The sequence below is a fragment of the Dyadobacter subterraneus genome (assembly GCF_015221875.1).
In the GTDB taxonomy this organism is placed as follows: Bacteria; Bacteroidota; Bacteroidia; order Cytophagales; family Spirosomataceae; genus Dyadobacter; species Dyadobacter subterraneus.
This window is the reverse complement of record NZ_JACYGY010000001.1, coordinates 4085441-4110139: the sequence shown is the minus strand read 5'-3', so window position 1 is coordinate 4110139 and position 24699 is coordinate 4085441. Positions and strand designations below refer to the sequence as shown.

Here is a 24699-nt window from a genome sequence, read left to right as displayed (position 1 = left end):
AACAAATGAGTTATACAAAAAAAGATCTGGCGGCGCTGGGTACTTTTTACAGTAATCAACTGCTGAATGATACGCTGCCTTTTTGGTTTCCACGGTCTCTTGACATGGAGCACGGAGGGTATATGCTGATGCGTGATCATGATGGAACGCTGCTTGATGATGATAAAGCCGTTTGGATTCAGGGCCGGGCAGCATGGCTGCTGGCAACTTTATACCACACGGTTGAGCCAAGAAAGGTATGGCTGGAAGGTGCTAAATCCGGTATTGATTTTTTGAACAAACATTGTTTTGATACCGACGGACGAATGTTTTTTCACGTGACCAGATCCGGTGAACCAATCCGGAAAAGACGGTATTTTTTCTCGGAAACCTTTGCCGTGATCGCCAACGCCGCTTATGCAAAAGCGAGTGGCGATGAAATGGCAGCTGAAAAGGCCCGGTATCTTTTTGGAAAATGCATTGAATATGCTACGGTTCCAGGACTGCTTGAACCCAAATTTACCTCAACACGTCCTGCCAAAGGAATTGGCGTGCCGATGATTCTGATGAATACTGCCCAGCAGCTTCGTGAGACCATTGGTGATCCGCGCTGTGACGGTTTTATTGATCAGTTTATTCAAGAAATTGAAAATGATTTTGTCAAGGATGATATAGCATGTGTCATGGAACAAGTGGCTCCGGACGGTAGTATCATTGATCATATTGACGGTCGTACTTTGAATCCCGGTCATGCCATTGAGGGCGCCTGGTTTATTTTAAATGAAGCAAAATACAGGAATAATGATCCGCACCTTACAGCTCTGGGCTGTAAAATGCTGGATTATATGTGGGACCGTGGCTGGGATAAAGAATATGGCGGAATCTTTTATTTTCGGGATGTTTATGACAAACCGGTGCAGGAATATTGGCATGACATGAAATTCTGGTGGCCTCATAATGAGGTTATTATTGCCACACTGCTGGCTTACACGCTTACCGGAAATAAAAAATATGCAAAATGGCACCAAATGGTTCACGATTATGCCTATCATCATTTTCATGATAAAAATAATGGAGAATGGTTTGGTTATTTGCACCGGGACGGAAGTGTGGCCCAAACGGCCAAGGGCAATTTATTTAAAGGCCCTTTCCATTTACCAAGGCAGGAATGGTACTGCGCTCAACTGATGAAAGAAGTTACTGAAAATGGATTTGCGAAAAACATTTTTGAAATTGAAAACAAAAGTATTGAAATATGAAAATCATAAAATTGATCTTATTTGTTTTTTTTATTTTTCCAACGGCAAGTCGTGCCCAAACTCCCGTTTTTGTTTCAGGCACAGAAGGATATAAGTCATTTCGTATACCAGCCATAGTGCGCACTCCGAACGGTGATCTTCTGGCATTTGCAGAGGGCAGGGTTGCGGGCAGCGGTGATTTTGGTGATATTGATATTGTGATGAAACGCAGTAAGGATAAGGGCAAAACCTGGTCTGCCTCAAAAGTAGTAGCGGGTTATGACAGTTTGCAGGCCGGAAATGCTGCTCCCGTCATGGATTTGACAGATCCGGCGTTTCCAAAGGGAAGACTTTTTCTTTTTTACAACACAGGAAACAATCATGAAGGGGAGGTGAGGAAGGGAAAGGGATTACGCGAGGTTTGGTACAAAACATCAACAGATGCCGGGCTGAACTGGTCGGATCCCGTCAATATTACCACTCAGGTTCACAAGCCTAATCAGCCACAAATAAATCCCGCCTATAATTTTAGCGAGGACTGGCGGAGTTATGCGAACACGCCTGGTCATGGAATGCAGCTCACAGAAGGCACTAACCGAGGGAGAATTTACATCGCGGCCAATCATTCGCAGGGAAATTCAAAACCCAAAGGTGCAGATTACCAGGCACATGGATATTTCAGTGACGACCACGGAAAAACTTTTAAAATCAGTGAAACAATTTCCATCGAAGGCTCCAATGAATCCACAGCGGCGGAAATTTCAGGCGGAGGAATTATGTTTAATGCACGTAATCAGAAAGGTGATGTGCGGGCAAGGATCGTGGCAGTCAGCAAGGACGGCGGTGTAAAATGGGACACAACCTATTTTGATCACAACTTACCCGATCCGGTTTGTGAGGGAAGTATCCTGACCATTGGCAAAAATAAGAAGAAAAATATTCTCGCTTTTTCAAATGCAGCAGACACGCAAAAAAGGGATAATCTCACCTTACGTATCAGCTTTGATGATGGTAAAACATGGAAAAAACAATATATCATTGACAAGAGCAGGAATGGAGAAAAGGATTATACGGCGTATTCAGATATTGTCAAAACTGCTAAAAATAGTATTGGGGTTTTATATGAGTTGAATGGCTACCAATCGATTGTTTTTAAGGAAGTTGTCTGGGATAGTAAATAAGTGTTTTGCAAATATGAAGAGCCCTTTTGCAGTTAAAGTAATGTTGTTCACAAGATTTTGGGATATGCAGCTGACATCATCTAAGAAACCGTAGTATATTCATTGGAGCAAACAATTAACTGTATGTTTATTTCAAAAAAGAAATTGCTTGCCCGGCTGAAGAACAACTCTATCAAAATCAAAGAAGAGTCCTTTGATTTTGATAGAATTGCGCGTTTTTTCACATTAAGTGATACTACAAACTTTCGTCAGGTTATTTCGGATCGAACTTTTCAGGATCTTGACATGGACGAAATATTCATGTTTTTAGATCGCACAACTTCAAAAGTTGGTCAGCAGCTCTTGTATCTTATAATCAGGACAATTCCTGAAAATGATATAAGAACTGAAAAGTTTGAAAAGATTATTCAGGGACTAAAAGAAAATCCCGAGGTTCGAGAGAAAATTCTGCGCGAAATTTCCGTACTAAATCAAAAAAACGCCTACAACATTCCTTCCCTCTTTTTGGAAAATCATATCGGGAAACCAGGCTGGTTCTGGGTTATTCAGGTGCTTTCGCTAACAAGTGTTTTTTCGCTTTTATTATCATTTCTTTTTCCGAAGATTTTTCTTTTCCTTATTTTATTGTTAGCCGTCAATTTTTCAATCCATTACTGGAATAAACTTAACGTTTATAAATACAGCAGCTCCATTCCTCAATTATTATTACTAAACCAGGCGGCAAAAAAGATTGTAACCTTCAAAGGTATGGCCGACCAGCACCCGGGTATCTTTGACTCCGTTAAGGCAATCGATAGTTTAGGTATGCAGATGTCCCTATTCAAACTGGAAATAAAACTGCAAAGCGAGATTGGTCAGGCGGTGGAATATCTGGCAGAACTGGTGAAAGCATTTTTTCTTATAGAACCACTGGTGCTTTATAATGTCTTGAAAGTGCTTGACTTGAAAAGGAAAGAGGTACAAAATGTCTATGAATATGTTGGAGAAATCGATGCAGCCATTTCCATCAATTTTCTGAGAGATGACTTACCATACTTTTGCTTACCAACGATTATTTCTGCCAAAAAGCAAATAACAGCAGTGGACGTTTACCATCCGCTTATTTATCAATTTGTTCCAAACTCTATAAACCTGAATGAGCGGTCAGCCCTTTTAACCGGGTCCAATATGTCAGGTAAAACAACTTTTATTCGTACCGTCGGTATTAACACGATTACTGCGCAAACGATCAATACATGTTTTGCGAGGGAATTTGTGATTCCTAAACTAAAAATACATTCTGCCATCCGGATTTCGGATGACCTTTTAAATGATAAAAGTTATTATTTTGAGGAGGTGCTTACCATAAAAGCGTTATTGGAAGAAAGCAACCTCGATACCAGAAATTTATTTCTTCTTGATGAAATATTTAAGGGGACAAATACCGTTGAAAGAATCGCTTCCGGGAAAGCAGTTTTGACATATCTGAATAGAGGAAACAATATGGCCGTTGCCGCCACGCATGACCTTGAACTGGCTGAATTACTGAAAGATGAGTTTTCTATGTTTCACTTCGCGGAGGTAATTCTGGATGGCGAAATCAAGTTTGATTATAAAATTAAACCTGGCAATTTAACAAACACGAATGCCATCAGAATTTTGGAGCTAAACAATTATCCCAAAGAAGTAACAGACGAAGCAACTCTTCTGGCCAACCGGATTTATCATCATAAAACCGGATCAACGACCGGATTTGATTCAAAATTGTAATTAATCTTCTCAACGTTTAACAACAAGCTGTTTCAACCGATTATGCAGGGAATCAAGCAGTGGTTTTTTAGTTGCGGCTTCGATATTCTGGTTTTCTTCCGGATCGGCGTGATGGTCATATAATTCACGTGCGATGATGGAGTCCGTTTTAAATTTATACCATTCCGTGTAGCGATAATGATCTGTGCGAATTGTATAACCCATGGTCTGAATTTTATCTTCATTGGATAAAGCAGCATATGGCCGGATAAACTGGCTTAATGCAAAATCTTTAAACCTGGCTTTTGGATTTTTTAGTAATTTAGTAAGGCTTTTTCCTTCCAAAATTTCTCTCTGGGGAAGTCCGCATAGTTCAGTTATCGTTGGATAAAGATCTATCAATTCCACGATTGCGTCAGAGGAAGACGGTTTGCCAGTGCCGGGCGCAGAGATAATCAGCGGCACGCGTACCGCATTTTCAAAGTTGGTCGATTTACACCATTGATCCTGTTCTCCCAGATGATAACCGTGATCGGATAAAAGGACAATAATGGTATTTTTACGAAGATTGAGCCTGTCAAGTTCTGCCAATACTTTACCAATCTGCGCATCAGTATAACTCACCGAAGCATAATATCCCTGCCATAAATGTCTGACCAGTTCTTCGGAAAAAGATCCCTGGTCGGGAATATCTGCATATCCACGAAGTTCTTGTGAATTATGAAATGCAATCGCAGGGGCGTTTTTTGGATATGCTCTTAACGGAATCGGGAATTTTGTTTGATCAAAACGCTGCCAGTATTTATCAGGTGCGGTAAAAGGCAAATGCGGCCGGCGAAATCCTACGGCAAGGAAAAAAGGCTTTTGGGAAATTTGGCGAAGTACCTGAATGGAAGCATTTGCCACTTTTCCATCGATGTAAGCACTGTCGTCAGCAACCTGACGTTCGGTGGCGGCACCTTTTCCGCTAAACAGGTTTTCATCCAGAATATATTTGTGACCTTTTTGATTCCCTGTTACATTATAAAACACTGGTCCCGACCATGAAGCACTGTGCTGATGTGTTGCCGGATCATGAAATATTTTTCCTGCCTCAGCAGTTATGTAGCCATTATTTTTGAAATACTGAGGCAAAGTGACGGCATCCGGAATTGTTTCCCGAAAGGGTTTTTTAAGTCCCCATATTTTTGTCTCGTCGGGTCTCAGTCCGGTCAGAATAGATGTCCTTGAAGGTGAACATACGGCCTGCTGACAATAAGCCCGCTGGAAAAGTGTACCCGTTTTTGCCAGCGCATCGATATTGGGAGTATAAGCAAATTTATCACCATAGCAGCCCAAAGCTGGGCGCAGGTCGTCAACGATAATAAATAAAACATTTCGTTTGTTATCTGCACTTGCCGAAAAGCAGCAAACTGACAAAACAAACACCAGCAGAAATATAAAAGATCTGGACATATCAAAAGACTACAACGGGACAATCGGGATGGATTTGCCCGGTACGATTAGATTATAGCATTTCTGGTGGTTGTCGGGCGAAAGTAAATGTTTTTTTGATACTATATCAAATTGATAGAATAAATAATTTAAAAGATCTGTATCACTTTATTTCAATACAAGCCAGACTGAACTTTCACTACAACTTTTATTATCCAAGGAGGATTAGAAGGAAATAGATTTGCAAAGCTTTAATGGTTAACACAGAAGGAATAAATAATTCGGATACCTATTCTATTTGATTGAAAGAGCACTTTGATTGTAGCTTGGGAATATTTGTCTCCTGTGGTAACAAAAAAGAGAAAGATGATAAGGGAGAAATCCAAAGCAAAATCTTATCCGGTTCACGCACTTACAGCACACAAAGCAGAGATCTACACGGATTAGCAGGCTAGGATTCAGGGAATTCAGAATATTGAAATACGCTCGAAAATTGATGGTTATGAGGATGCAATTTATATGGATGAAGGTGCCACGGACCGGAAAGGGGAATTGTTATTTAGGATCAATGCTCCGCAGTATGAACAAATGTAAGAAATGAGCAGGTAAATATCAAAATTGCCGAAGCAAATGTCAACGCCGCAGGTTAACCAGATTAAACCGCTGGTAGACAAGGATTTTGATAGCGTGTCCGTTGGAAGCTGCGCAGTATACATTTCAGGCGAATCTGGCCTCTCTTGCCCAAGCCAATGCCACATTTACAAATGCAGAGATCAATGTAGGCTACACCAAAATTTACAGTCCGTCTAACGGTGTGCTCGGGATATTGCGATTGTTTCATTGGCAACGGCAATCGCCCTTTAACAGGACAGAATTAATGCCAACTTCGGCCGGTTTTTTCTTTTTCCGGATAATAAACCAGAACAGCATTTATGGCAGATTAGATTTTTGGGCAAATCCCTGACCTGCATCAAAAAATACCAGGGCAGTTAATACTACGATTCTCTTTCTCATGGGTTTAAAAGTCTACGGTAGCTGGCATTTGGTTATAAGGAGTATCATACATTGTTTTTTGTAATATAAAAAACATAAAGTTTCTCCCATACAAGTTTGCAGCGAAAATCTATTTGTACCGAATATTTATCTGAATAACACTGTTGCTATATTGACAAGAGACCTGAAAAATAAAGAATACATATAAATCTGTTGAGTAAAAACTGCTGATTCACCCGAAACCGTAAAAAGCATACAAACATCCTGAATTCGTATTATCTGCTGACCGCTTTTTAAAGGGACCTTTGGTCTATAATTTAAAAACGAAGAAAATGAAAAAGACCATTTTAATTACAGGCGCTAGCAGCGGTATCGGCGCAGCAACTGCCCAACTATTTCTAAGTAAAAACTGGAATGTAATTGCTACCATGCGGAAACCGGAGGAAAGCAATCTTACAGGTGAAAATCTACTGGTGACAAAACTGGATGTTCTGGATGTATCTTCTATTGAAAATGCAGTTAGTGAAGGTATTAGCCGGTTTGGCAGCATCGATGTATTACTGAATAATGCCGGATATGGCGCTTACGGAATTCTGGAATCATTTTCGCGGGAGCAGATTATCCGTCAGTTTAATACCAATGTAATTGGCTTACTTGATGTAACCAAAGCCATATTACCACATTTTCGCGGGAAAAAAAGCGGGATTATCATTAATATTTCTTCCATTGGCGGCAAGATGACATTTCCTTTAGGGACTTTGTACCATGGGACGAAATTTGCCGTAGAAGGTATATCGGAATCGTTGAGTTATGAAGTAGAACAGTTTGGTGGCAAGGTTAAAATCGTTGAACCAGGCGCCATCGCAACTGACTTTTCAGGCCGGTCGCTGGATTTTAGTAACGATGAAAGTATGGCTGAATACCAGTCCATTGCACAAAAAATATTGGAAGGAATGCCGGAATTCTTTAAAAATGCATCCCCGGCCAGTGTGGTTGCAGATGTCATTTTTGAAGCGGCAACGGATGGTAAGGATCAGTTACGCTACACGGCGGGTGATGATGCCAGAGCGATTATTGCTCAGCGCGGGCAAGTGGATGATGCCACATTTATGGCAGGAATGAAATCACAATTTGGGATTTAGGCTATATTTACAGTCATGAGCACGTTCCTTCATTTAAAAAGTATTGCAGACTTGTTCCGGTTTTTCCGGCTGGAACGGGCTGTCATGCATCCTTTGGTTGCTGTGATTGATTTTAGCAAAGTAAGAGAAGATATCACTGAGAAAACATTGCTTTCATGCGATTTCTATTCGCTGATCTGTAAAAGTTATAACCGGAACAACTTTAAATATGGCCGTAAAGTAGTGGATTTCCAGGACGGAAGCCTGATTTGTATGGCGCCAAACCAGGTGCTTGAACTGGAAAACGATTCTGAGCCCGATGCGGCTTTAACCGGCTGGGGTTTATTTTTTCACCCGGACCTGATCAGGGCAACCTCGGTATTCGAAAAAATGAAGGATTACAGTTTTTTCGCTTATGAGGTGGCAGAGGCACTGCATCTGTCGGATAAAGAGAATCAGATATTGAAGGATTGTGTGGCAAAAATTGAAACTGAATTAAAGGAAAATATTGATGAACACAGCCAAAATATTATCGTTTCGCAAATTGAACTGGTGCTGAATTACTGTACACGTTTTTACAGCCGCCAGTTTATTACCCGTAAGAACTCGAATAACGGAGTTGTCATGCAGGTAGAAAAGATTTTGAGTACTTATTTTCAGGATAATACTGAAAAACGCCTGCCGACAGTCAAGGATTTAGCGGAACAAGTGTTTTTGTCGCCGGGATATTTGAGTGATCTGCTCAAAAAAGAGACCGGCAAAAGTGCCCAGGATCACATCCACTTTTATTTGATTGACGAAGCAAAAAACCTGCTGTTAAGTACCGACAAAACCGTAAGTGAGATTGCCTATATTTTGGGATTTGAATACTCACAATATTTTAACAAACTTTTTAAACAAAAGACTGGAAAAACGCCTGTTGAATTCCGTAACTGATTTTGCCAACCCTTCGCTCAGCAGGATCAAAAAACGTGTTAAGAAATAAAGCCGCTGGCACTATTTTGAATGAGACAACCAGCGGTTTAGAAAAACATTCGAATCATCACTGGCGATCGGTCAAGCCTCGGAAACAGTTTTTGTTTTGTTCAGCCGAAATCCCGCGAGCAGGTAGTAAAAAGCTCCAAAAAGCGCATATCCTGCCAAACTTGTAATTCCCTGGGTTGGCTCATGTGCTAAGACGATGAAGGAGACACCGGCAATTGTGGACTGTGCGCCGCTTATGATCATCGGCCACTGACCGCTCAAAACTTTTCTGCGACTTAATCCCAGGATAAACTGGATCAGACCTGTAAGAATGGCCCATGCACCAAAAACTATCAATGTTTGGGGTATTCCTTTCTGCAAAGCTATTATCACCGCTATGGAGGTAATTAAACTGATTGCTGCATTTAAATACTGAGGTGTTTTTGAGGCACCGTTTCGATTAGCGCGGATATCGGCTATTGTGCCTAAAACATCCCAGATCGGGTAAAAAGCGAGTAGGGCAGTAGCCAATCCTGCTGATTTTGCTGAAAAAAGTCCAATAAGTATGGCCCAGCATACTGAAAAGGCGGCCCGCATGAAATATAATCTGCGTAACGCTCTGGCAGTTTCAACTGACTGACTGTCTGCTGATTCTTGAAAAGAGGATGAAGATGACATGATTAGAATTGGTTAGTTTTATTTTTATCACTTCAAAGGTCCGCAGTTATTTTCAGCACTTTTTTCACCTAAGTTAAAATTTGGGAAATTACTTTATAAATTAAGGATTAGAAACAATACAAATGATGCTAAAACTTGTTTAGCATCGAAAAAATTATAGCGGTTTTAATTTAACTCCCTGTTGTGCCGGGCCTTGATCAGGAGTCGAATGCAGTTATTGTTGATAGTTGATTTTCGAAATCTTCAAGAGATAAATTGCCAAGTCCAAAACTAATTTCCAGCAAAGAAGCTTTTTCATTTTTAGTGAATGGCCTGTCCTGTATGGTATTGATGAGCTCATTCTCGCCAGTAATCGGACCGGGAACATTTTTTTGGTGTTTGAATGCCTCAAAATATCTGATTCCGAATTTCCGTAAGGATAGGGCATCAAAGTGGAGCCCATCAGGATTAGCTGTAAGTTCAGCGGCTGATACAAAATACGCATTCGGATTTGTGTTAGCAAACCGAAGCAACTCGCGGTTCACAGATTTATATTCTGTGAAATATTTCCCATACCTGCCAGTGCTTAAAAAATCACCCAAACCACCTGTGATGAAGGGAATATCCGGTGCTTCCAATTCCTGTCGAAGTGCAGCTATTATGACCGCTAATTTATCATAATAAGTTTCAGAACGGCATGCAAAACTATCATTTTCTCCCTGATGCCATAAAATGCCAGTAAGCGAACTTGTACGCTGGGCAAGTTTTGTTTGAAACACTGCATTTTCATATAACACTCCTCCCACTGCCCAATCGTCCAGACTGGAACCACCATCTGCACAGGGGATTAAGCCTATTTGTTGATTTTCATTATTCAAACGCCAGGTGCCTGCAAATGATGCAGCCAGACTAACGCCCGAAGTCGGTCTGTCAAAATTCATGGGTTCAGACATTGTTTGCCACCGCCCGTTTACCAACATTCTGATCTGCTCGTCATATATTGGTTTTACATCTCTTATAAATCCGCGCCCCGCCATATTGGATTGCCCGATCATCAGAAATGAGTGTATTAAGTTTTCCATTGCTTATGTTTTACCTCAATGTTTTTTCAAAAGAAAAGAACGAATTAAAAATTAATAATCATTTAGTTTTGGTTGTAAAAAAATTACTTCTTTAAAGCCATTAGTACACGATCAAAAGTCTCCCACAACACATCATCACTCATTTGAAAAGACTTCCCTGTTATACTCCGGCCTTGCAGATGAAAGCGGACCAGAGCATTTAAAGGTGCAAATGCTATCGTCCAGTAAACCTCAAAAGGCATGGGATCAAGCTCATTACGATCAACGGCGTTGGTAATGAAACGTTCGATATTTTCCCTGAATTCATTCAACCATTCTGAATTTCCATGGAATTTTTCCAGTAACTGCTCGTGGTATGTTGAGCTGCTGATCTGGTCGAAAAATCGTCCGGTCAAAGGATTTTCTATCATATAATCCACTCTGTTTTTCCATTGCACACGAAGGCCGTCTTCCAATGAAGAATCCGGATCGAAATTTTTATTCATCGCAGCTTCCATTTTTGCGCCTTCTTCCAGCACAATCTGAATGATTAAATCATCCTTGTCCTGGTAATAAACATATGGTGTTCCCACGGAAATATTGCACGCCCTCGCCAGCTTGGCAATGGTAAAACCTTCGAGTCCATATTTTACGATGGTCTCAATAGCCATTTTTTTGACCAAGTCCTGTTTGTTAGTATCTCTTGTGCGCATTTTATAAGTAATTACAACAAAGATAAATGAATATTTATTTAATTATAAAATTCGATAAGGCAAAATTTAACTTGCCACGTTAAGATTGCTTAACGGACATTTAAACGCCTGGTTTTTAATTAGAAGAGTATTATCAGTAATAAGGTAAACTAAATACCGCCAGCTTTTTGTTTTGCAAGCCTTTCATTGCGTTTGCTGCTTAAATAATGTCTCAGGGGAATATCGTAAATTACCATAACCAAATAGGCTGCTCCAACAAGTAAAATCACCCCGGTAATGATAATAACAGCGAGTTGGCTAGTGCCTGGTTTATGGGCGGTGTAATAATTGCCGAACATCCATAAGACGGCATAATGTGTCATATACAAAGGGTAAGAGATCTTTCCTGAAAAGATGCAAACCTTTTTTAAGCCTGGTGTTAACATTGCGCCTGCACCCAAAGCTACCAGTGATGGAAAGTAAAATAGTACGACGACTGGTTCTGATAGCCAGTTCCATTTTGTGGATGATGGCAATAAAAATGCCAGCAGTAATAATAAAGACAAGCCAAAAAATCCAAGTTTGTTTTTGATGATCCAATTGGAACGATAAATAAGCAATCCTGCTAGGAACGAATAGGAGACCCGGGCACATCCATCCCAAAGGGTGGGTCCACTCCATCCACCCAATAAATTTCCTGAACGGTAAGCGACAAAACAAATGGCTACGGCCGAGACCAAGGTTAGCAGCAATAGGTAACTCCGGCCGATTTGATAAAGCAAAAACGCATAAACTATATTGGCAACATATTCCCAAAACAGCGACCATGCAGGTGCATTAAAGCTGAACAGGTTGAAACCACGATCGGAAATTACGGGCAGGGGAATTAAAAATATCGAGCAGAAAAAAGTCAAAATGATTTTTCCGGTACTGTACAATTCGGGATGACCGCCGAACGGATCGAATAAAAATGCCAGCAGACCCAATACTGATCCTGCAACAACCAATGGATGCAGCCTGATAGCCCTTGATATAAAAAAGTTAAGTATTCCCATTTTCGCTACCCGGTCATCGTAGGCGTACCCGATCACAAATCCCGAAAGGCAGAAAAAGAAATCCACAGCCAGAAAACCATGTCCGATGAAGTTCTTGCCTGGATCGGTATAGACCCATTCCATAAAATGAAACGTCACAACTGCCAGGGCAGCAACGCCTCTTAGGCCGTCGAGAATATCGAAATGCTGTTTTGTTTGCAGGAAATTTGCGGTGGCTTTATTTGTATCCAATGGGTTGTATTTTCTGTCCGATCAGGGTGAAATTGTCACGCCTGATTGTTTTGGGCCGAAGTTATCAAAATCAATTATCAATCAAAATTCAAGAGATTACTTTTGGCCGAGGATTTTAAAAACTCAGTAAACGTATAAGCAGGATAGACTATAAAATTAGTTTGATTGGCAATGGGTTGTAATATTAGTAAATTAAAATAGTCTGCCGCTTTTTTAATTCCCAGTCTATATGATAAAGCAATCTGATTAAATTGTTTTTACTAAAAATAAAAGCCTATTTTTGAATATTGCCGTAGAGGTGGGTTGCAGGGCTATTAATGTATGAAAATTGGCATCTTCGAATCCAAACAAAAATAAATCAATGCGGAAAATCTTTATTCTGAGTTTTATTGCAATCGTTACAAATCATTTTTGTTATCGTTCTCGGATTCAATATTTTCGTGGCATTTAAATTCGGAATTCACAAATCTTTTTGGCTTTTGGTATTGAATATATTATTTAATCTGTATCCTTTTTACTTCAACGGTACAATCGGCCAAGAATAGAACGAGCCATCGTTTTAAGTAAGCGCAGATAAAAACGCCGACGCAACTTATTGGCAGGATGACTGGTTCAGTTTAAAATTTTAGTTGTTTAAATGAACATTCAAACAACACTAGTTTTCATTTAATACGTTTTCTATTTCGGATTCAATATTTTCAGAGTAACCCAAACCAATAAAAGTAATTTTTCCCTTTCTATCGATAAGTACATACTCTGGTACCGCATTCACCTGATAATCCTTTTTTAGCGTATCATTACCTACGAGCATAGGAAAATGAATTTCCGGATTTTTGCGGATTAGTTTTTTGGAGGATTCCAGTTGGCTGATGTCATTGATGATTCCATAAACTAGCAGGCCTTTGTCCTTATACTTTTCATAAAGATGCTGGACTTTGGGCATGGATTCAATGCATGGGCCGCACCAAACTTCCCAAAAATCCAGGAGCAATATTTTCCCAAGCGTTTCTGGCAAGGTAATCGGTTTATTATCAAAAGATCTTAACTCGAATACGGGAGCCTGCATACCTTTCAGAGCCATCAACGGATGTGCTTGCGAAACGACAGGGATTTTCAGCGTGAAAGTTTTCACAAAATCTGGATTGAAAAAATCGTAGAACAACTCCTGGTCATTCAGGTGAATCTGCTGGATATTCCAGGTCAGATCCTGCACCTTATCCAAAGTTTCCTGGTGCTGCCTTACTGCTACCGGCAGCATAGTTGTTTTGTCAATCGTGACTGTTTTGTGCCGTTTACTTACATCGTATTTTGTCAGGTCCGGATAGTTGATGGTCAGATAATAAAAGCGTTTATTTTGTGAAATGCTTACACCGCTGGTTCCAGAAGTATCAAGTTTTACCATATCCGTGACAACCATACGCCCTCCGGCACTGTATAAAATGTCCTTCATTGAAGATCTGTCAGTAGAAATAGAATAGGCTTTTTGATCGTCATTTGTTGCGTAGGACATATTTCCATTATATACCAGCTGACTTTTTACACTGTCTTCTTTTGCCCAAAATAGAAATCCAAAAGTATGATCACTTGTGTCAACACGTACTTTTACATGACCGGTGAGCGTCCTTTGGTTTCCGGTTACCAAGGTATCATGACGTACGATCTTGTAAGAAATTGTTTTAATCGACTCCTGAGATTTTCTGACTGCTGAGATGATTTGTTCAGCTGATTGAGCCAGGGCATAAGAACTCAAAAACAAAGACATTATTAAAAAAATAACTGATTTTCGCATGATTGGGAGCATTTTGTTTCTGCAAACTTATCTGCTTTTTCTGTGGGAAAATCAGGTATTAGATGAGTCATTTGATAAATTAGACAAACCCGGTTTTGTCGAAAAAAATAAGCTTTTTGTCGAAAACGGTCATTAAGCATGCTGCCCCGTTTTCCTTCAAGCAAACTAAGCGTTAAATTCAGCCTATGAAACCACGTACAGCCCGTTTTATTTGGAAAATGAACAGAACAGAGATTTTTTTCTTTCTGATCATTTTCTTTGTCTTTCCAATCTTAACGGATTTCGAGATCAACTTTTACGAAAAGACCGATTCAACGCCTGCCGATTTGTTTGTAGAAAGGCTGGCATACGGTACGCTCAGAATGTTTCCTTACTTTATTTACTACAAAATCATCATTACCTATCTCTTTGAAAAACGGTATTTTTTGTTCACAATACTGGTTGGCGCTTTTCTGATATTTTTAACCGTATACATAAAATTGGAACATGGACTGATCAGCCAATTGACTTTTCTGCCGGATCAGACGGTCCGGTCTGCTGAGAAGTGGTTTCATTACAAACCAAAACTGTTTCCGTTTAGTATTGTCTTTGTTTTTCGGGAAATGCTCATGTTCACAGCGTTGGCCTATTTTATCCGTTCCACACAACAGGAACTTCAAATGCAGACGATGCGCCAGAAGCAGGTAGAAACCGAGCTCAATTATTTGAAAATTCAGTTGCAGCCTCATTTTTTCTTTAATACCCTCAATAATATTTATTCGCTTGCCATGCAGCGCTCAGAGAAAACAGCGCCTTTGATTGCCAAACATGCCGAAATGATGCGCTATATTTTGTATCATTCGAAACAACAAACGGTGCGTATGAGTCATGAAATTGCTTTTTTGAGAAATTACGTAGAAGTAGAAACACTGCGTTATCCAACCGGTATGGACATACGCTTTGAGGCGCAGGTTGTCAATGACGGGGTAACGATCGAACCATTGTTGTTGCTGCCTTTTATAGAAAATGCTTTCAAACACGGAATCAGGGAAGAAACCGGGAAGGGGTTTGTACATATTATTATTTGTCTGACCGAAGAAGAACTGATTCTGGAAGTGCGTAACAGCAAGCCTGTTAATCCTTACCATCCGAAAAAAGTAGGCAAAGGTATTGGTCTGGAAAATGCAGTGAACAGGTTAAATATGCTATATGCAAAACATCAGCTGGCGGTAACCGATTGCGATGATACCTACGAAGTAAATCTCACCTTACCTTTGTTGAATCATGATTAAATGCCTGGTCGTTGATGACGAGCCGCTTGCGCAGCAGGTCCTGCAAAGATATATTGATCAGACGCCCGGTCTGACTTTCACCGCATCTTGTGCAAATGCAATGGAAGCATTTCAATTTCTCAGCATTACAGATGTAAATCTGATGTTTCTTGATATAAAAATGCCGGCTTTAAACGGTGTAGATTTTGTCAGATCACTCAAAAATCCTCCGCCGGTTATTTTTACTACTGCATTCTCTGAATATGCAATTGAAAGTTACGAACTTGACGCGGTTGATTATCTGTTAAAACCGGTCACTTATGAAAGATTTGAAAAAAGTGTTAGCAAGTTTTTCAAACAAAATACAGTATCAGAAATAATTCCGGCTTATACCTATTTCAAAGTGGATGGCAAACTGGTCAGAATTGAGCATGAAACCTTTATTTACGCTCAGTCAATAAAAGATTATGTGATCATTTTTACTACAAAAGGAAATTATATCACACACATGACAATGAAGTACCTGGCCGAACTGCTGCCGCCAACTGCCTTTCAACGAGTGCATCGTTCGTATCTAGTCGGCATAAAATACATTTCCGGACTTGACAATCAAAAGCTTTATCTGGGAGAAATCCCGGTGCCGATTGGTGATAGTTTTAAGATTGATGTCTTTTCACTGCGGAATAAACTTTCAAAAATTGATAAATAGAATCTGATTTGACTCGGGTTATACTTCCTGTTTGTTCCAAAAAGAAAAACTTTTATGGAGGAAAAGCAACTATGCACTACCAATCTTAAAGGAAGGGACCAATGGAAAATGATAAAAATTAACCCAAAGAAGCACTCAATCCAAAAGTCTTTTTGCCTGTTTTCATTTTGGTTAAGAATGTCCTTGATTTGGTTATGACTGGCAGACGGTGAATGCGCACCTTTGTTAAATCATCAATCAATAATTTAATGGAAAATCTGATGGAATCATCAACAAGCAATCCACTAATCGCGCTGGTCAGCGGTGCCAATCAGGGCGTAGGTTTTCAGATCGCCAAAGCGCTGGCAGAGAAGGGATATATCGTTTATGTTGGTTCACGTAATTTGGGCAACGGGGAAAAAGCGGCAGCTGAAATCGGTAAAACTGCCCATGCAATTGAGCTTGACGTCACCAGGCAATCAACCATCAACGAAGCAGTGGAACTTATCAAAAAAGAATCCGGTCGTCTGGATTTGCTGGTAAACAATGCAGCGATCGCTCACGCCGGTAAACCTGGCCGCACATTGGAAGAAACAACGGAGGATGGCAGAGCAACCACAGCGTCGATTGAAGAGGTAAGGACGGTTTGGGAAACCAACGTGTTCGGCGTTATTGCGCTAACGCAGGCGGCGCTTCCGCTACTTCGAAAATCACCGGCAGCACGAATTGTTAATGTGTCAAGCGGACTTGGCTCATTAACCTGGGTGGCTGATCCGGCTTGCTGGGCAAGGGAACATTTCGGCGTTGTTTACGCTGCTTCCAAAACGGCGCTCAATGCCGTAACGATGGCTTTTGCCATAGAACTGGAAAAGGAAAATATCAAGGTTAATGCAGTCAGTCCTGGTTTTACTGCCACAGCACTTAACAATTTCCAGGGAACGGATTCTGTTGAAGTGGGCTCACGTGAACCAATTCGTGTGGCGTTGGAAACAGATGGTCCGACAGCCGCTTTCACCGGTCCGGACGGCCCGCTGCCATGGTAATTGGTCGTTAATAGTTAAAAGTAACTTTAATTTATAACCGGTGGCCAGGGTGGTCACCGGTTATAAATATTATCTTTAAATATGAAAACAGAAATGCCAAGGCTCAGTAAACTTGAATCCATATCTGAAATACATCGCATGCTGGGCCTTCCGGGGCCTGTCCATCCGTTAATTAGTATGATGGATGCCACTGACGGGCATATTGACCTGGGTCGTCTTCCAGTCAGTTATGTTTCTGGTTTTTATAAAATCTCTTTTACGACCAAGCTGGGTGGGAAGTTCAGGTATGGCCAGGGTTATTATGATTTTGATGAGGGAAGTATGTTGTTCACAGCGCCGAATCAGATCATCGGGAATTCGGAAGAGTATAAGGACAATGCAGGTTATTCGCTGATCATTCATCCGGATTTTCTGCACGGTTATCCCCTTGCCAGAAAGATAAAACAATACGGTTTTTTCTCATATGCTACCAACGAGGCACTTCATCTGTCCGAAAAAGAGAGAACAACCGTGCTTGCAATATACCATTTTATCAATGATGAACTCAACAGCCGGATCGATGATTTCAGCCATGAAGTGATCATTGCACAAATAGAGCTGTTACTGAGCTATGGTAAACGTTTTTATAAACGCCAGTTCCTGACACGCCAGCATAGTAATGATCTGCTTCCGCAGTTGGAAGATCTTTTGAATACCTATTTCGAAGAAGAAAGACCAATTGTTGACGGGATACCGACCGTGCAGTATTTAGCTGAACAGTTGAATTACACATCCAATTATTTAAGTGACATGCTGCGTTCGCTTACCGGGTTGAATGCCCAGCAGCATATTCATCAAAATCTGATTGAACGATCAAAGGAATTGCTTTCTACTACGAACCTGACGATCAGTGAGGTGGCTTATAAATTGGGGTTTGAGCATCCGCAGTCTTTTAGCAGATTGTTTAAAATAAAAACAAGAACTTCTCCTGTGCAATTCAGATCAGCTTTTCATGGATTATCTAAATAGTTTTGAAAGAATTTCCGTGCGCTATCGGATTAATTTTGATTTTCTGCCGGGTTAAGATTCGTTAAGCTTTTTGTCCGGGAATTTTGGATAAAATATCAAACGTATTTGTCCTAATTAACACCACTATTTGTCTTTATCGCACCGGTTTGTTCTTTTAATTAGATATTAGTTTTGATATGGGGAAAACGGAGAAATTTCCTTATATCGTCGCAACTACTGATTAAAAATTAAACATGAAAATGAAACCGGCTGAGTTCATCGCGCTCTCTGCCTGCACGATGACGCTGACTGCTTTGGGAATTGACATTATGCTTCCCGCATTAGGAGCCATCAGACAAGATTTCGGTCTTGATCCGCAGTCCACAGTCACTTCAAAAATTATTTCCTTTTTCTTCATGGGTCAGGTAGCGCAGATTTTTTTCGGCATCCTGTCAGATCGGTTTGGACGCATTGCGATTTTGCGGGTCGGTTTTCCTCTTTATATCATCGGCGGAATCACGGCTGCCCTGGCACCAGATTTTCCGCTTATGCTTACCGCCCGGTTTGTGGCTGGGGTAGGAGCGTCAGCTGTTTTTATGACAACAGTGGCCGGCGTGCGTGACCGTTTTGTAGGAGATCAAATGGCCCGAATCATGTCATTGATCTTTACTATATTTCTATTTACGCCGATTATCGCCCCTTTTTTGGGTTTAGCCATACTGTCTGTTTGGTCATGGAAAATGGTGTTTTTAACGCCACCGCTGTTTGCAATTATGGTATTTGTCTGGTCGCTGCGTCTGGAAGAATCTCATCCGGCTGAAAAACGCAGCACCTTTCACTGGAACCAAATTTTTTCAGAATTTCGGAACGTGTTGACTAACAGGATTTTTCTAAAATACACCGGAATTACAACGGCCCTTTTTACCGCATTGAGTTCTTATGTTGCGAGTTCCGAACACATTGTTGGTGACATCTACGGCAAACCAAAATGGTTTGCATGGATCTTCGCCGGTATCGGGTCGATCATGTCATTATGCTCCCTTCTGAATTCCTATCTTTCGGCGCGTTATGGTGCTTCGCAAACAGTTAAAGGTCTTCTTATTCTTTATACCGCCGTTTCAGGTTTATTACTTGTACTCACTTTGAACTGGGGCGATCCGCCTGACATTTTTATATTTTTTATTTCGGTCGGTATTTTAATGGGTATAAACGTGGCTATTGAGCCAAACAGCAGTGCTTTGGCATTAGAGCCATTTGGGAATTTTGCAGGATTGGCTTCTGCAATGTATGGAACGTTTTTCTTTTTTACAGGAGGTTTTCTGGGATCAGTCATAAGCAGTTTGATGGCAAAAGAAGTTTTTCCAATTGTGTTGAGTCTTTTTCTGATTGGTTTAACGAGCCTATTGTTGGTGTTAAGGAATCGAAGTCCACAAATTTGAAAAGTAATCAAACTTGCAGAAGGAGAATATACTGAAATATGAGCAGGCTTGCACCAGCCGCTTATGTGATCCGCATTGTTGGTGAATGTGAATGACAATGGAACAGATCTGCTACGATTGTTGATGGTGCAATAGCGACTTCACAAAGTGTAGGATAGCGCTTGTTCAAACTGACGGTCCGTCTGTTTTACGGCTAATAAACCCTGTTGGAACCTTTACTGCATTGACAAATATGCCACTTGCACGCGGAACAAACCTGGTTTCAGCGCATCGGTTATAACAAGACTTCGCCAGGTTATAACCAGATGCGTTGTTTCTGAGTTTTTATCCAGGCTTTTGATTTATCCCTAAAAGGCTTTTAACAAAATGGGGCTTTTGTGATACAGAAAGGATAACTCAGATTTGGCAGATCTAAAAATTATAAACAAACGTTCGTAATAATCAATCACTGTCTTAGCTGATCGAAATACCTTTTATATCTCTGATAACAGGTACCATATTCAATGCTTCGCGGAGCAATTTGATTTTTCCATTTTCTGCAACCACTCTTCCCATATAATGCTGGGCGTAAGGTTTGCCATTGGAAGCAATAACGGCCGTTGCCTCATATTCGCCAAATGCCTGATCCGGAGTGTCGATATGGATCTGTATATTTTTGAATTTAAATCCGGGAAAAGTTTTAGGCAGATTGCCCAGAAAATTATATAAAACTTCCCGGCCTTCCCAGTGAGCAGGGCTACCAGCGCTGGCCAGATATGGAAGTTCAATCACAGCATCATCGGCAAAAAGCTCAATTTGAATGTCAGGGTTACCAACGTGTTCTAAATAATCGATTAACAGTTCTTTCGCAGTTTTCATCGCTTTATATTTTAAATTGAATTACTATAAAGACAAATGTCTGACGATTTTGACTGCTGTCCATTGATAAATGATAAGAATAAACTTATCATTTATCAAGATTGAGAAAGGCATTTCGCTTCAATGAGGATCATTGAGATGAAGAGGTGCAGGGCCAATGCGGCAAAATTTGACCTGGAAATTTCACTTAAAAAAACAAAAATAGTTATTCAAAAAACATTACCGGTTTTGCGACTTTCGGCTTGGTGAAAAAGTCTTAAATGAAGATTTTCGATGTTTATATTATAAGCTATTTTCCTGATTCAGATAGCGCAATCAGTACGGCTCCGCTGATAATCAAAACAACGCCAACGATTAATTGCCATGTGATTTTCTCTTTCAAAAATAAAACAGAAAGAATTACGGCGATGACCAGTGAAGACCGTTCAACAGTTGTCACGTACGATGCACGTCCCATTGATAATGCCTTAAAAGAAAATAATGTTGAAAGGCTTGTTGCCACACCGGCAAGTCCCAAAAGAACCCAGGCTTTGGTTTCAATTTCTTTTATTCCGGAGAATGTTCCCTGCCATGTTACTACTGCCCAGGTGATACAAACGATCAGTACGGACTGAAGGGCAAAAGCCAGACTCGAATCCACATTTTTTAAACCTGCTTTTGTTAATACAGTTACCAGCGCTGCGGTTATAGCAGCCAGAATTGCCCAAATCAACCACATACTGTATTCCTCAGATTAAACTTGTTCGTTTATAAAACCAATCCGACTCGCCTTAAAATAACTATACCATTGTCAGTGGCTTATATTACTTGACCCCTTCATGCTACTAGCATAGGGAATTAAAACATCATCGATATCAGATGTTTAAACGGACACACACAAACTTCTTTGCTTCCAGTGCTCATTTAAGCATGACTGGTGGCACACTTTTATATTGAAAGCCTGAATTCACAACAAAAATTAAAACTATGAAATCTAAACATCAAGATTACGAAAGAGAAGATTCGGATAGCGCAGGTTTTGCAACTGGTTTATTTATCGGTGCTGCAATCGGTGCTCTTGCTGCACTTTTGTACGCTCCAAAATCAGGCGAGGAAACCCGTCAGCAATTAAAAGATCTGGCAGACGAGCAAAAAGATAATCTTAAAAATCAATGGGACCGTACCAAGGAAGCTGCTGCTGAGGTTGTAAATACGGCAAAAGAAAAAGTTGATTCAATAGCACAACGCGCAAGTACTTCCGTTGATGAATATGCTGATAAGGCGGTTAATACGGTTATACAGGTTGCAGACGAAACTAAATCTACGGTCGACAAATTCCGGTTTGATAACGGAAATGTTGCTCAGTCTGGCCAAAATTAAAACTGGCATATTTCAAATTTATATGTTTCGTATTACTATGGCTCTGTTTAACGGGAGCCATAGTAATATCTAAATTTCAGAAACCCTTATGGCCGAACTTGACGTACAGCCCAAACGTAAATCTCCGTGGTGGATCTGGATTCTTCTGGCGTTGGTGATTTCTATATTAATCTATTTTTTCAGAAGCTGTGACAACACAGAAAGTGCTGCGACAGATTCGAAAGACAGCGTTTCTCAAATGATTCCTGCCAGCCATCCAGACTGGGAAAGTGTCGACTTTAATTCCCCTTCTGCCTCATTTAACGATAACAGATACAAGTATCTCTGTCCGGGGAAATGATAAATATACAATTTATGGTCTTGGTGAAAATATTCTTTTTGAAAGCGAACAGGACCAGGTTCAGGGAAAAGCAAAAGACAAGCTTGAACAGATTTCTAAATCAATCAAGAAGCGTTTTAGCAATTATTGGATTGCCGTTTATGGCAATACTGACGCAACCGGAGATGCAGATCTGAACCAAAAGCTGAGCGCCAAGCGGGCTGAATCAGTTAAAAACTGGTTAGTCGATAATGCAGGAGTTTCAACAGAAAAGATATCAATGGGAGCTATGGGTGAAAAAGATCCTGTGGCCAGCAATGCAAGCGAACAGGGTAGAAAAATGAATCGAAGAGTTGAGATTGTGGTCATGAACCCATAACGGGAAAAGTTAAAAACCTTATCAAATTATAATTATGGAAACAAGCGGAAATCAACCCCGAAACGACCGGTTGGAAGAATTGGGAAGCAGCAATTTTGAAATTGCCGACGGACAGCCTGACATCAGAGGCTGGAAAGTTTTAGATGTCATTTCAAATTATGTAGGTCAATCCGACGAACTTATTTTTGATAAAACAACACAAAAGGTTTTATATATCGTGGTGAATCTTTACGGTAATGATATTGGTTTGAAACAAAAAAGGGTTCTGGTGCCCATAGGTTTAGCCTCGCTACACGAACAGGATGACCAGATCATACTGGCTGAGTTGGCATCACGTGAGCTAGGCAGTCTGCCCGAATACCGTAAAGGAGAAATTACGCCACAGACGGAGGCTTCTATTCAGCATGCTTTTACCGGACTGGCAGCCGCGCTGGCTGCTGGCAAAACGGTTTATGAAAGTCATCCCGAAAACTTTTATCAGCATGAGCATTTTGATCAGAGCCGATTTTATGGAAGTCGTAAACTTAAAGATTGATTCCTGGAGACAGTGAAATAATCCGGCAATTAAAATATTATATAATTAAGTTTGAACCCTTCCGGTATGAGTAGCCGGATGGGTTTTTATTTGAATTTTTAAAATATTTCATGCCAAACGTTTACATGGGAACGTAATTAAAAAATTGTCCGTTTACATGTTTTGAGACTATTAATAATAACTGCCAATAAGTGCCTGTTTTATGGTTTTTTAGGATTTTTGATGCTTTCGACTGCGTTTTCAATATGAAATATTAATTTCCGAATTTGAATAAGAATAATGGCCAATTCAGTTTTTCATAGCGGCGAACTTTATGTTCAGCAAAGTACGGGAGAAGAGTATTTTGCGATGCAGAACGGGTCAATTATAAAAGACGTCATTGGCGGAGGGGCGGTTAATTTTGTTCAAAGTCAAAAGTTTTTTCTGGCTGCAAGTCAGGACCGTGAAGGAAATATCTGGCCGTCGGTACTTTCCGGTGATCCGGGTTTTGTTGTTGTAACGGACGCGCATCATATACTTTTGAATCCGGATTTACTTCGCTCTGATTCCGGGGATATTTTCTGGGAAAATATTCATCAAAATTCTTCGGTCGGACTTTTATTTATTGACCTGTTATCCCGCAGAAGATTTAGAATTAACGGCCAAATAATACAGCGGGAAAAATTCTGGGAAATTGAAATTGAACAGGCCTTTCCGAATTGCCCCAAATATATTCAAAGGAGAGAAGTAGAATTTTCTGGTCATGAAGCCAATTTGGCCAGTCACGATTTGACAAAATGGATTGATCAGGCAGATACTATTTTTGTAGCGAGCAGCGACGGTGGTGGTAATCTGGATGTTTCGCATCGGGGAGGGAATCCGGGTTTTGTTACACTTGCGGGAGAAAGTATTCTTCGAATCCCGGATTACCAGGGAAATTCAATGTTTAATACCCTGGGGAATTTCCATGAAAATCCACATGCTGGATTATTATTTATTGATTTTTCAAACGGTGAAACTATGCAATTAATTGGTAAGGCTGATATCCATTTACATGATGAAAGTGCATCAACTTTCACTGGCGGGACAAATCGTTTTTGGGATTTCCAGATTGAAAAGGTTGTTTTTCTAAAATCACTTGAAAATTTCTCTGCACATCTGATTGATTACTCCCATTATAATCCCTGACACTCTTTGCCATTATCAACTCTTAACCAAACTTTTCCATCCAGTCTTTTTTAAGATCAGCATATTTAGGATTGCTCTCCGCATCTTTCCATTTGGTGAAAAATATGGCTGCCGCCTCTGCTTTTTCCAGTTGTCCGGTTCCTTTTTCTAAAAGCTGATAATCGTGATCCTTGTCGTATTTTTTACCGCCTTTATAATTGGCATAACGGCGAGCCCGGGTGAAACCCATCTGCAAATATTTGCGAGCCATATCTGCTCCAACAAAATCATTTTGATCCAGGTACTTTAAAAAAAGATCATAAATTTTTTGACTGCTGTCCTCAGCAATAGCCTTTGTTTTGAATCTCCAAAACTGCCCGATCTCCGATTTATAGGGTTCACAGATCAATTCGCCTTGTTCACCTTTTCCCACCCGGTAAGATTCAGGATGTGCTTTGTAATCAATATCAGGTTTCCAGGCATATGCCGGTTTGTCAAAATTCAGATACGACGGTTTGCTGCCCATAGACTTGGAAAGAATGACGAATTATGTAACAAATTATACGGAGCAACG

The 24699-nt window shown here is 40.4% G+C and carries 23 protein-coding genes; 14 read left to right on the top strand and 9 right to left on the bottom strand.

All coding sequences use genetic code 11. The features are described 5' to 3' along the window. Positions 1-5 precede the first annotated feature (5 nt). The 3 genes from IEE83_RS17075 (at position 6) to IEE83_RS17065 (ending at position 4147) form a co-directional block, all read left to right on the top strand. Positions 6-1238 (top strand): AGE family epimerase/isomerase, encoded by a 1233-nt coding sequence (locus tag IEE83_RS17075; RefSeq protein WP_194121741.1) that lies wholly within the window; start codon positions 6-8, stop codon positions 1236-1238. After that, positions 1235-2398: a sialidase family protein gene (locus tag IEE83_RS17070; protein WP_194121740.1), complete on the top strand. Its 1164-nt coding sequence runs from the start codon at positions 1235-1237 to the stop codon at positions 2396-2398. Before IEE83_RS17075 ends, IEE83_RS17070 begins: the two co-directional genes overlap by 4 nt. A gap of 123 nt (positions 2399-2521) precedes the next feature. Next, on the top strand, positions 2522-4147 hold the full coding sequence (locus tag IEE83_RS17065) for a MutS-related protein (RefSeq protein WP_194121739.1): 1626 nt from the start codon (positions 2522-2524) through the stop codon (positions 4145-4147). A gap of 9 nt (positions 4148-4156) precedes the next feature. Here IEE83_RS17065 and IEE83_RS17060 read toward each other — a convergent pair whose 3' ends face one another. Further along, positions 4157-5581 (bottom strand): sulfatase, encoded by a 1425-nt coding sequence (locus IEE83_RS17060; RefSeq protein WP_194121738.1) that lies wholly within the window; start codon positions 5579-5581, stop codon positions 4157-4159. A gap of 1304 nt (positions 5582-6885) precedes the next feature. Between IEE83_RS17060 and IEE83_RS17055 the strand changes: the two genes are divergently transcribed. Beyond that, complete coding sequence (locus IEE83_RS17055) at positions 6886-7695, top strand: SDR family oxidoreductase (RefSeq protein WP_194121737.1); 810 nt, start codon at positions 6886-6888, stop codon at positions 7693-7695. Between the two features lie 15 nt (positions 7696-7710). After that, entirely contained in the window at positions 7711-8610 is a 900-nt protein-coding gene (locus IEE83_RS17050; protein ID WP_194121736.1) for a helix-turn-helix domain-containing protein, read from the top strand. A 120-nt stretch (positions 8611-8730) separates the two neighbouring features. On the opposite strand, the gene IEE83_RS17045 is transcribed toward IEE83_RS17050, so the two are convergent. The 5 genes from IEE83_RS17045 to IEE83_RS17025 form a co-directional block, all read right to left on the bottom strand. Further along, positions 8731-9315, bottom strand: coding sequence for a DUF308 domain-containing protein (locus IEE83_RS17045; RefSeq protein WP_194121735.1), 585 nt, complete (start codon positions 9313-9315; stop codon positions 8731-8733). Positions 9316-9512: 197 nt separating this feature from the next. Next, on the bottom strand, positions 9513-10376 hold the full coding sequence (locus IEE83_RS17040; RefSeq protein WP_194121734.1) for a sialate O-acetylesterase: 864 nt from the start codon (positions 10374-10376) through the stop codon (positions 9513-9515). 83 nt (positions 10377-10459) lie between these two features. Further along, the gene (locus tag IEE83_RS17035) at positions 10460-11068 is read right to left on the bottom strand and encodes a TetR/AcrR family transcriptional regulator (RefSeq protein ID WP_194121733.1); all 609 of its coding nucleotides are present in this window, start codon (positions 11066-11068) and stop codon (positions 10460-10462) included. 149 nt (positions 11069-11217) lie between these two features. Next, the gene (locus tag IEE83_RS17030) at positions 11218-12333 is read right to left on the bottom strand and encodes an acyltransferase family protein (protein ID WP_194121732.1); all 1116 of its coding nucleotides are present in this window, start codon (positions 12331-12333) and stop codon (positions 11218-11220) included. A gap of 655 nt (positions 12334-12988) precedes the next feature. Next, positions 12989-14122 (bottom strand): TlpA disulfide reductase family protein, encoded by a 1134-nt coding sequence (locus IEE83_RS17025; protein WP_194121731.1) that lies wholly within the window; start codon positions 14120-14122, stop codon positions 12989-12991. Between the two features lie 185 nt (positions 14123-14307). On the opposite strand from IEE83_RS17025, the gene IEE83_RS17020 reads away from it, so the two are divergent. The 5 genes from IEE83_RS17020 to IEE83_RS17000 all read left to right on the top strand — a co-directional run bounded on the left by IEE83_RS17020 (position 14308) and on the right by IEE83_RS17000 (position 19529). After that, positions 14308-15393, top strand: coding sequence for a sensor histidine kinase (locus IEE83_RS17020; RefSeq protein WP_194121730.1), 1086 nt, complete (start codon positions 14308-14310; stop codon positions 15391-15393). After that, positions 15386-16081, top strand: a complete 696-nt coding sequence (locus IEE83_RS17015) for a LytR/AlgR family response regulator transcription factor (RefSeq protein ID WP_194121729.1) — start codon at positions 15386-15388, stop codon at positions 16079-16081. The genes IEE83_RS17020 and IEE83_RS17015 overlap by 8 nt, the downstream gene beginning before the upstream one ends. A gap of 260 nt (positions 16082-16341) precedes the next feature. Continuing rightward, positions 16342-17103, top strand: a complete 762-nt coding sequence (locus IEE83_RS17010) for an SDR family NAD(P)-dependent oxidoreductase (protein ID WP_228101844.1) — start codon at positions 16342-16344, stop codon at positions 17101-17103. An 81-nt stretch (positions 17104-17184) separates the two neighbouring features. Further along, entirely contained in the window at positions 17185-18111 is a 927-nt protein-coding gene (locus IEE83_RS17005; protein WP_194121727.1) for a helix-turn-helix domain-containing protein, read from the top strand. Positions 18112-18344: 233 nt separating this feature from the next. Then, a complete protein-coding gene (locus IEE83_RS17000; RefSeq protein WP_194121726.1) occupies positions 18345-19529 on the top strand; it encodes an MFS transporter in 1185 nt (394 codons plus the stop codon). Positions 19530-19982: 453 nt separating this feature from the next. Here IEE83_RS17000 and IEE83_RS16995 read toward each other — a convergent pair whose 3' ends face one another. Next, positions 19983-20387 carry a nuclear transport factor 2 family protein gene (locus IEE83_RS16995; RefSeq protein ID WP_194121725.1) on the bottom strand — a complete coding sequence of 135 codons (405 nt, stop codon included), beginning with the start codon at positions 20385-20387 and terminating at the stop codon, positions 19983-19985. A 289-nt stretch (positions 20388-20676) separates the two neighbouring features. Continuing rightward, positions 20677-21105, bottom strand: a complete 429-nt coding sequence (locus IEE83_RS16990) for an EamA family transporter (RefSeq protein WP_194121724.1) — start codon at positions 21103-21105, stop codon at positions 20677-20679. A gap of 248 nt (positions 21106-21353) precedes the next feature. Between IEE83_RS16990 and IEE83_RS16985 the strand changes: the two genes are divergently transcribed. From IEE83_RS16985 to IEE83_RS16970, 4 genes are all read left to right on the top strand, one after another. Beyond that, complete coding sequence (locus IEE83_RS16985) at positions 21354-21746, top strand: YtxH domain-containing protein (protein WP_194121723.1); 393 nt, start codon at positions 21354-21356, stop codon at positions 21744-21746. A gap of 269 nt (positions 21747-22015) precedes the next feature. Further along, the gene (locus tag IEE83_RS16980) at positions 22016-22444 is read left to right on the top strand and encodes an OmpA family protein (protein ID WP_194121722.1); all 429 of its coding nucleotides are present in this window, start codon (positions 22016-22018) and stop codon (positions 22442-22444) included. A 34-nt stretch (positions 22445-22478) separates the two neighbouring features. Beyond that, on the top strand, positions 22479-22979 hold the full coding sequence (locus IEE83_RS16975) for a PRC-barrel domain-containing protein (RefSeq protein WP_194121721.1): 501 nt from the start codon (positions 22479-22481) through the stop codon (positions 22977-22979). Positions 22980-23258: 279 nt separating this feature from the next. Beyond that, a complete protein-coding gene (locus IEE83_RS16970; RefSeq protein WP_194121720.1) occupies positions 23259-24146 on the top strand; it encodes a PNPOx family protein in 888 nt (295 codons plus the stop codon). Between the two features lie 22 nt (positions 24147-24168). Here IEE83_RS16970 and IEE83_RS16965 read toward each other — a convergent pair whose 3' ends face one another. Next, complete coding sequence (locus IEE83_RS16965) at positions 24169-24651, bottom strand: DUF4385 domain-containing protein (RefSeq protein WP_194121719.1); 483 nt, start codon at positions 24649-24651, stop codon at positions 24169-24171. Positions 24652-24699 lie beyond the last annotated feature (48 nt).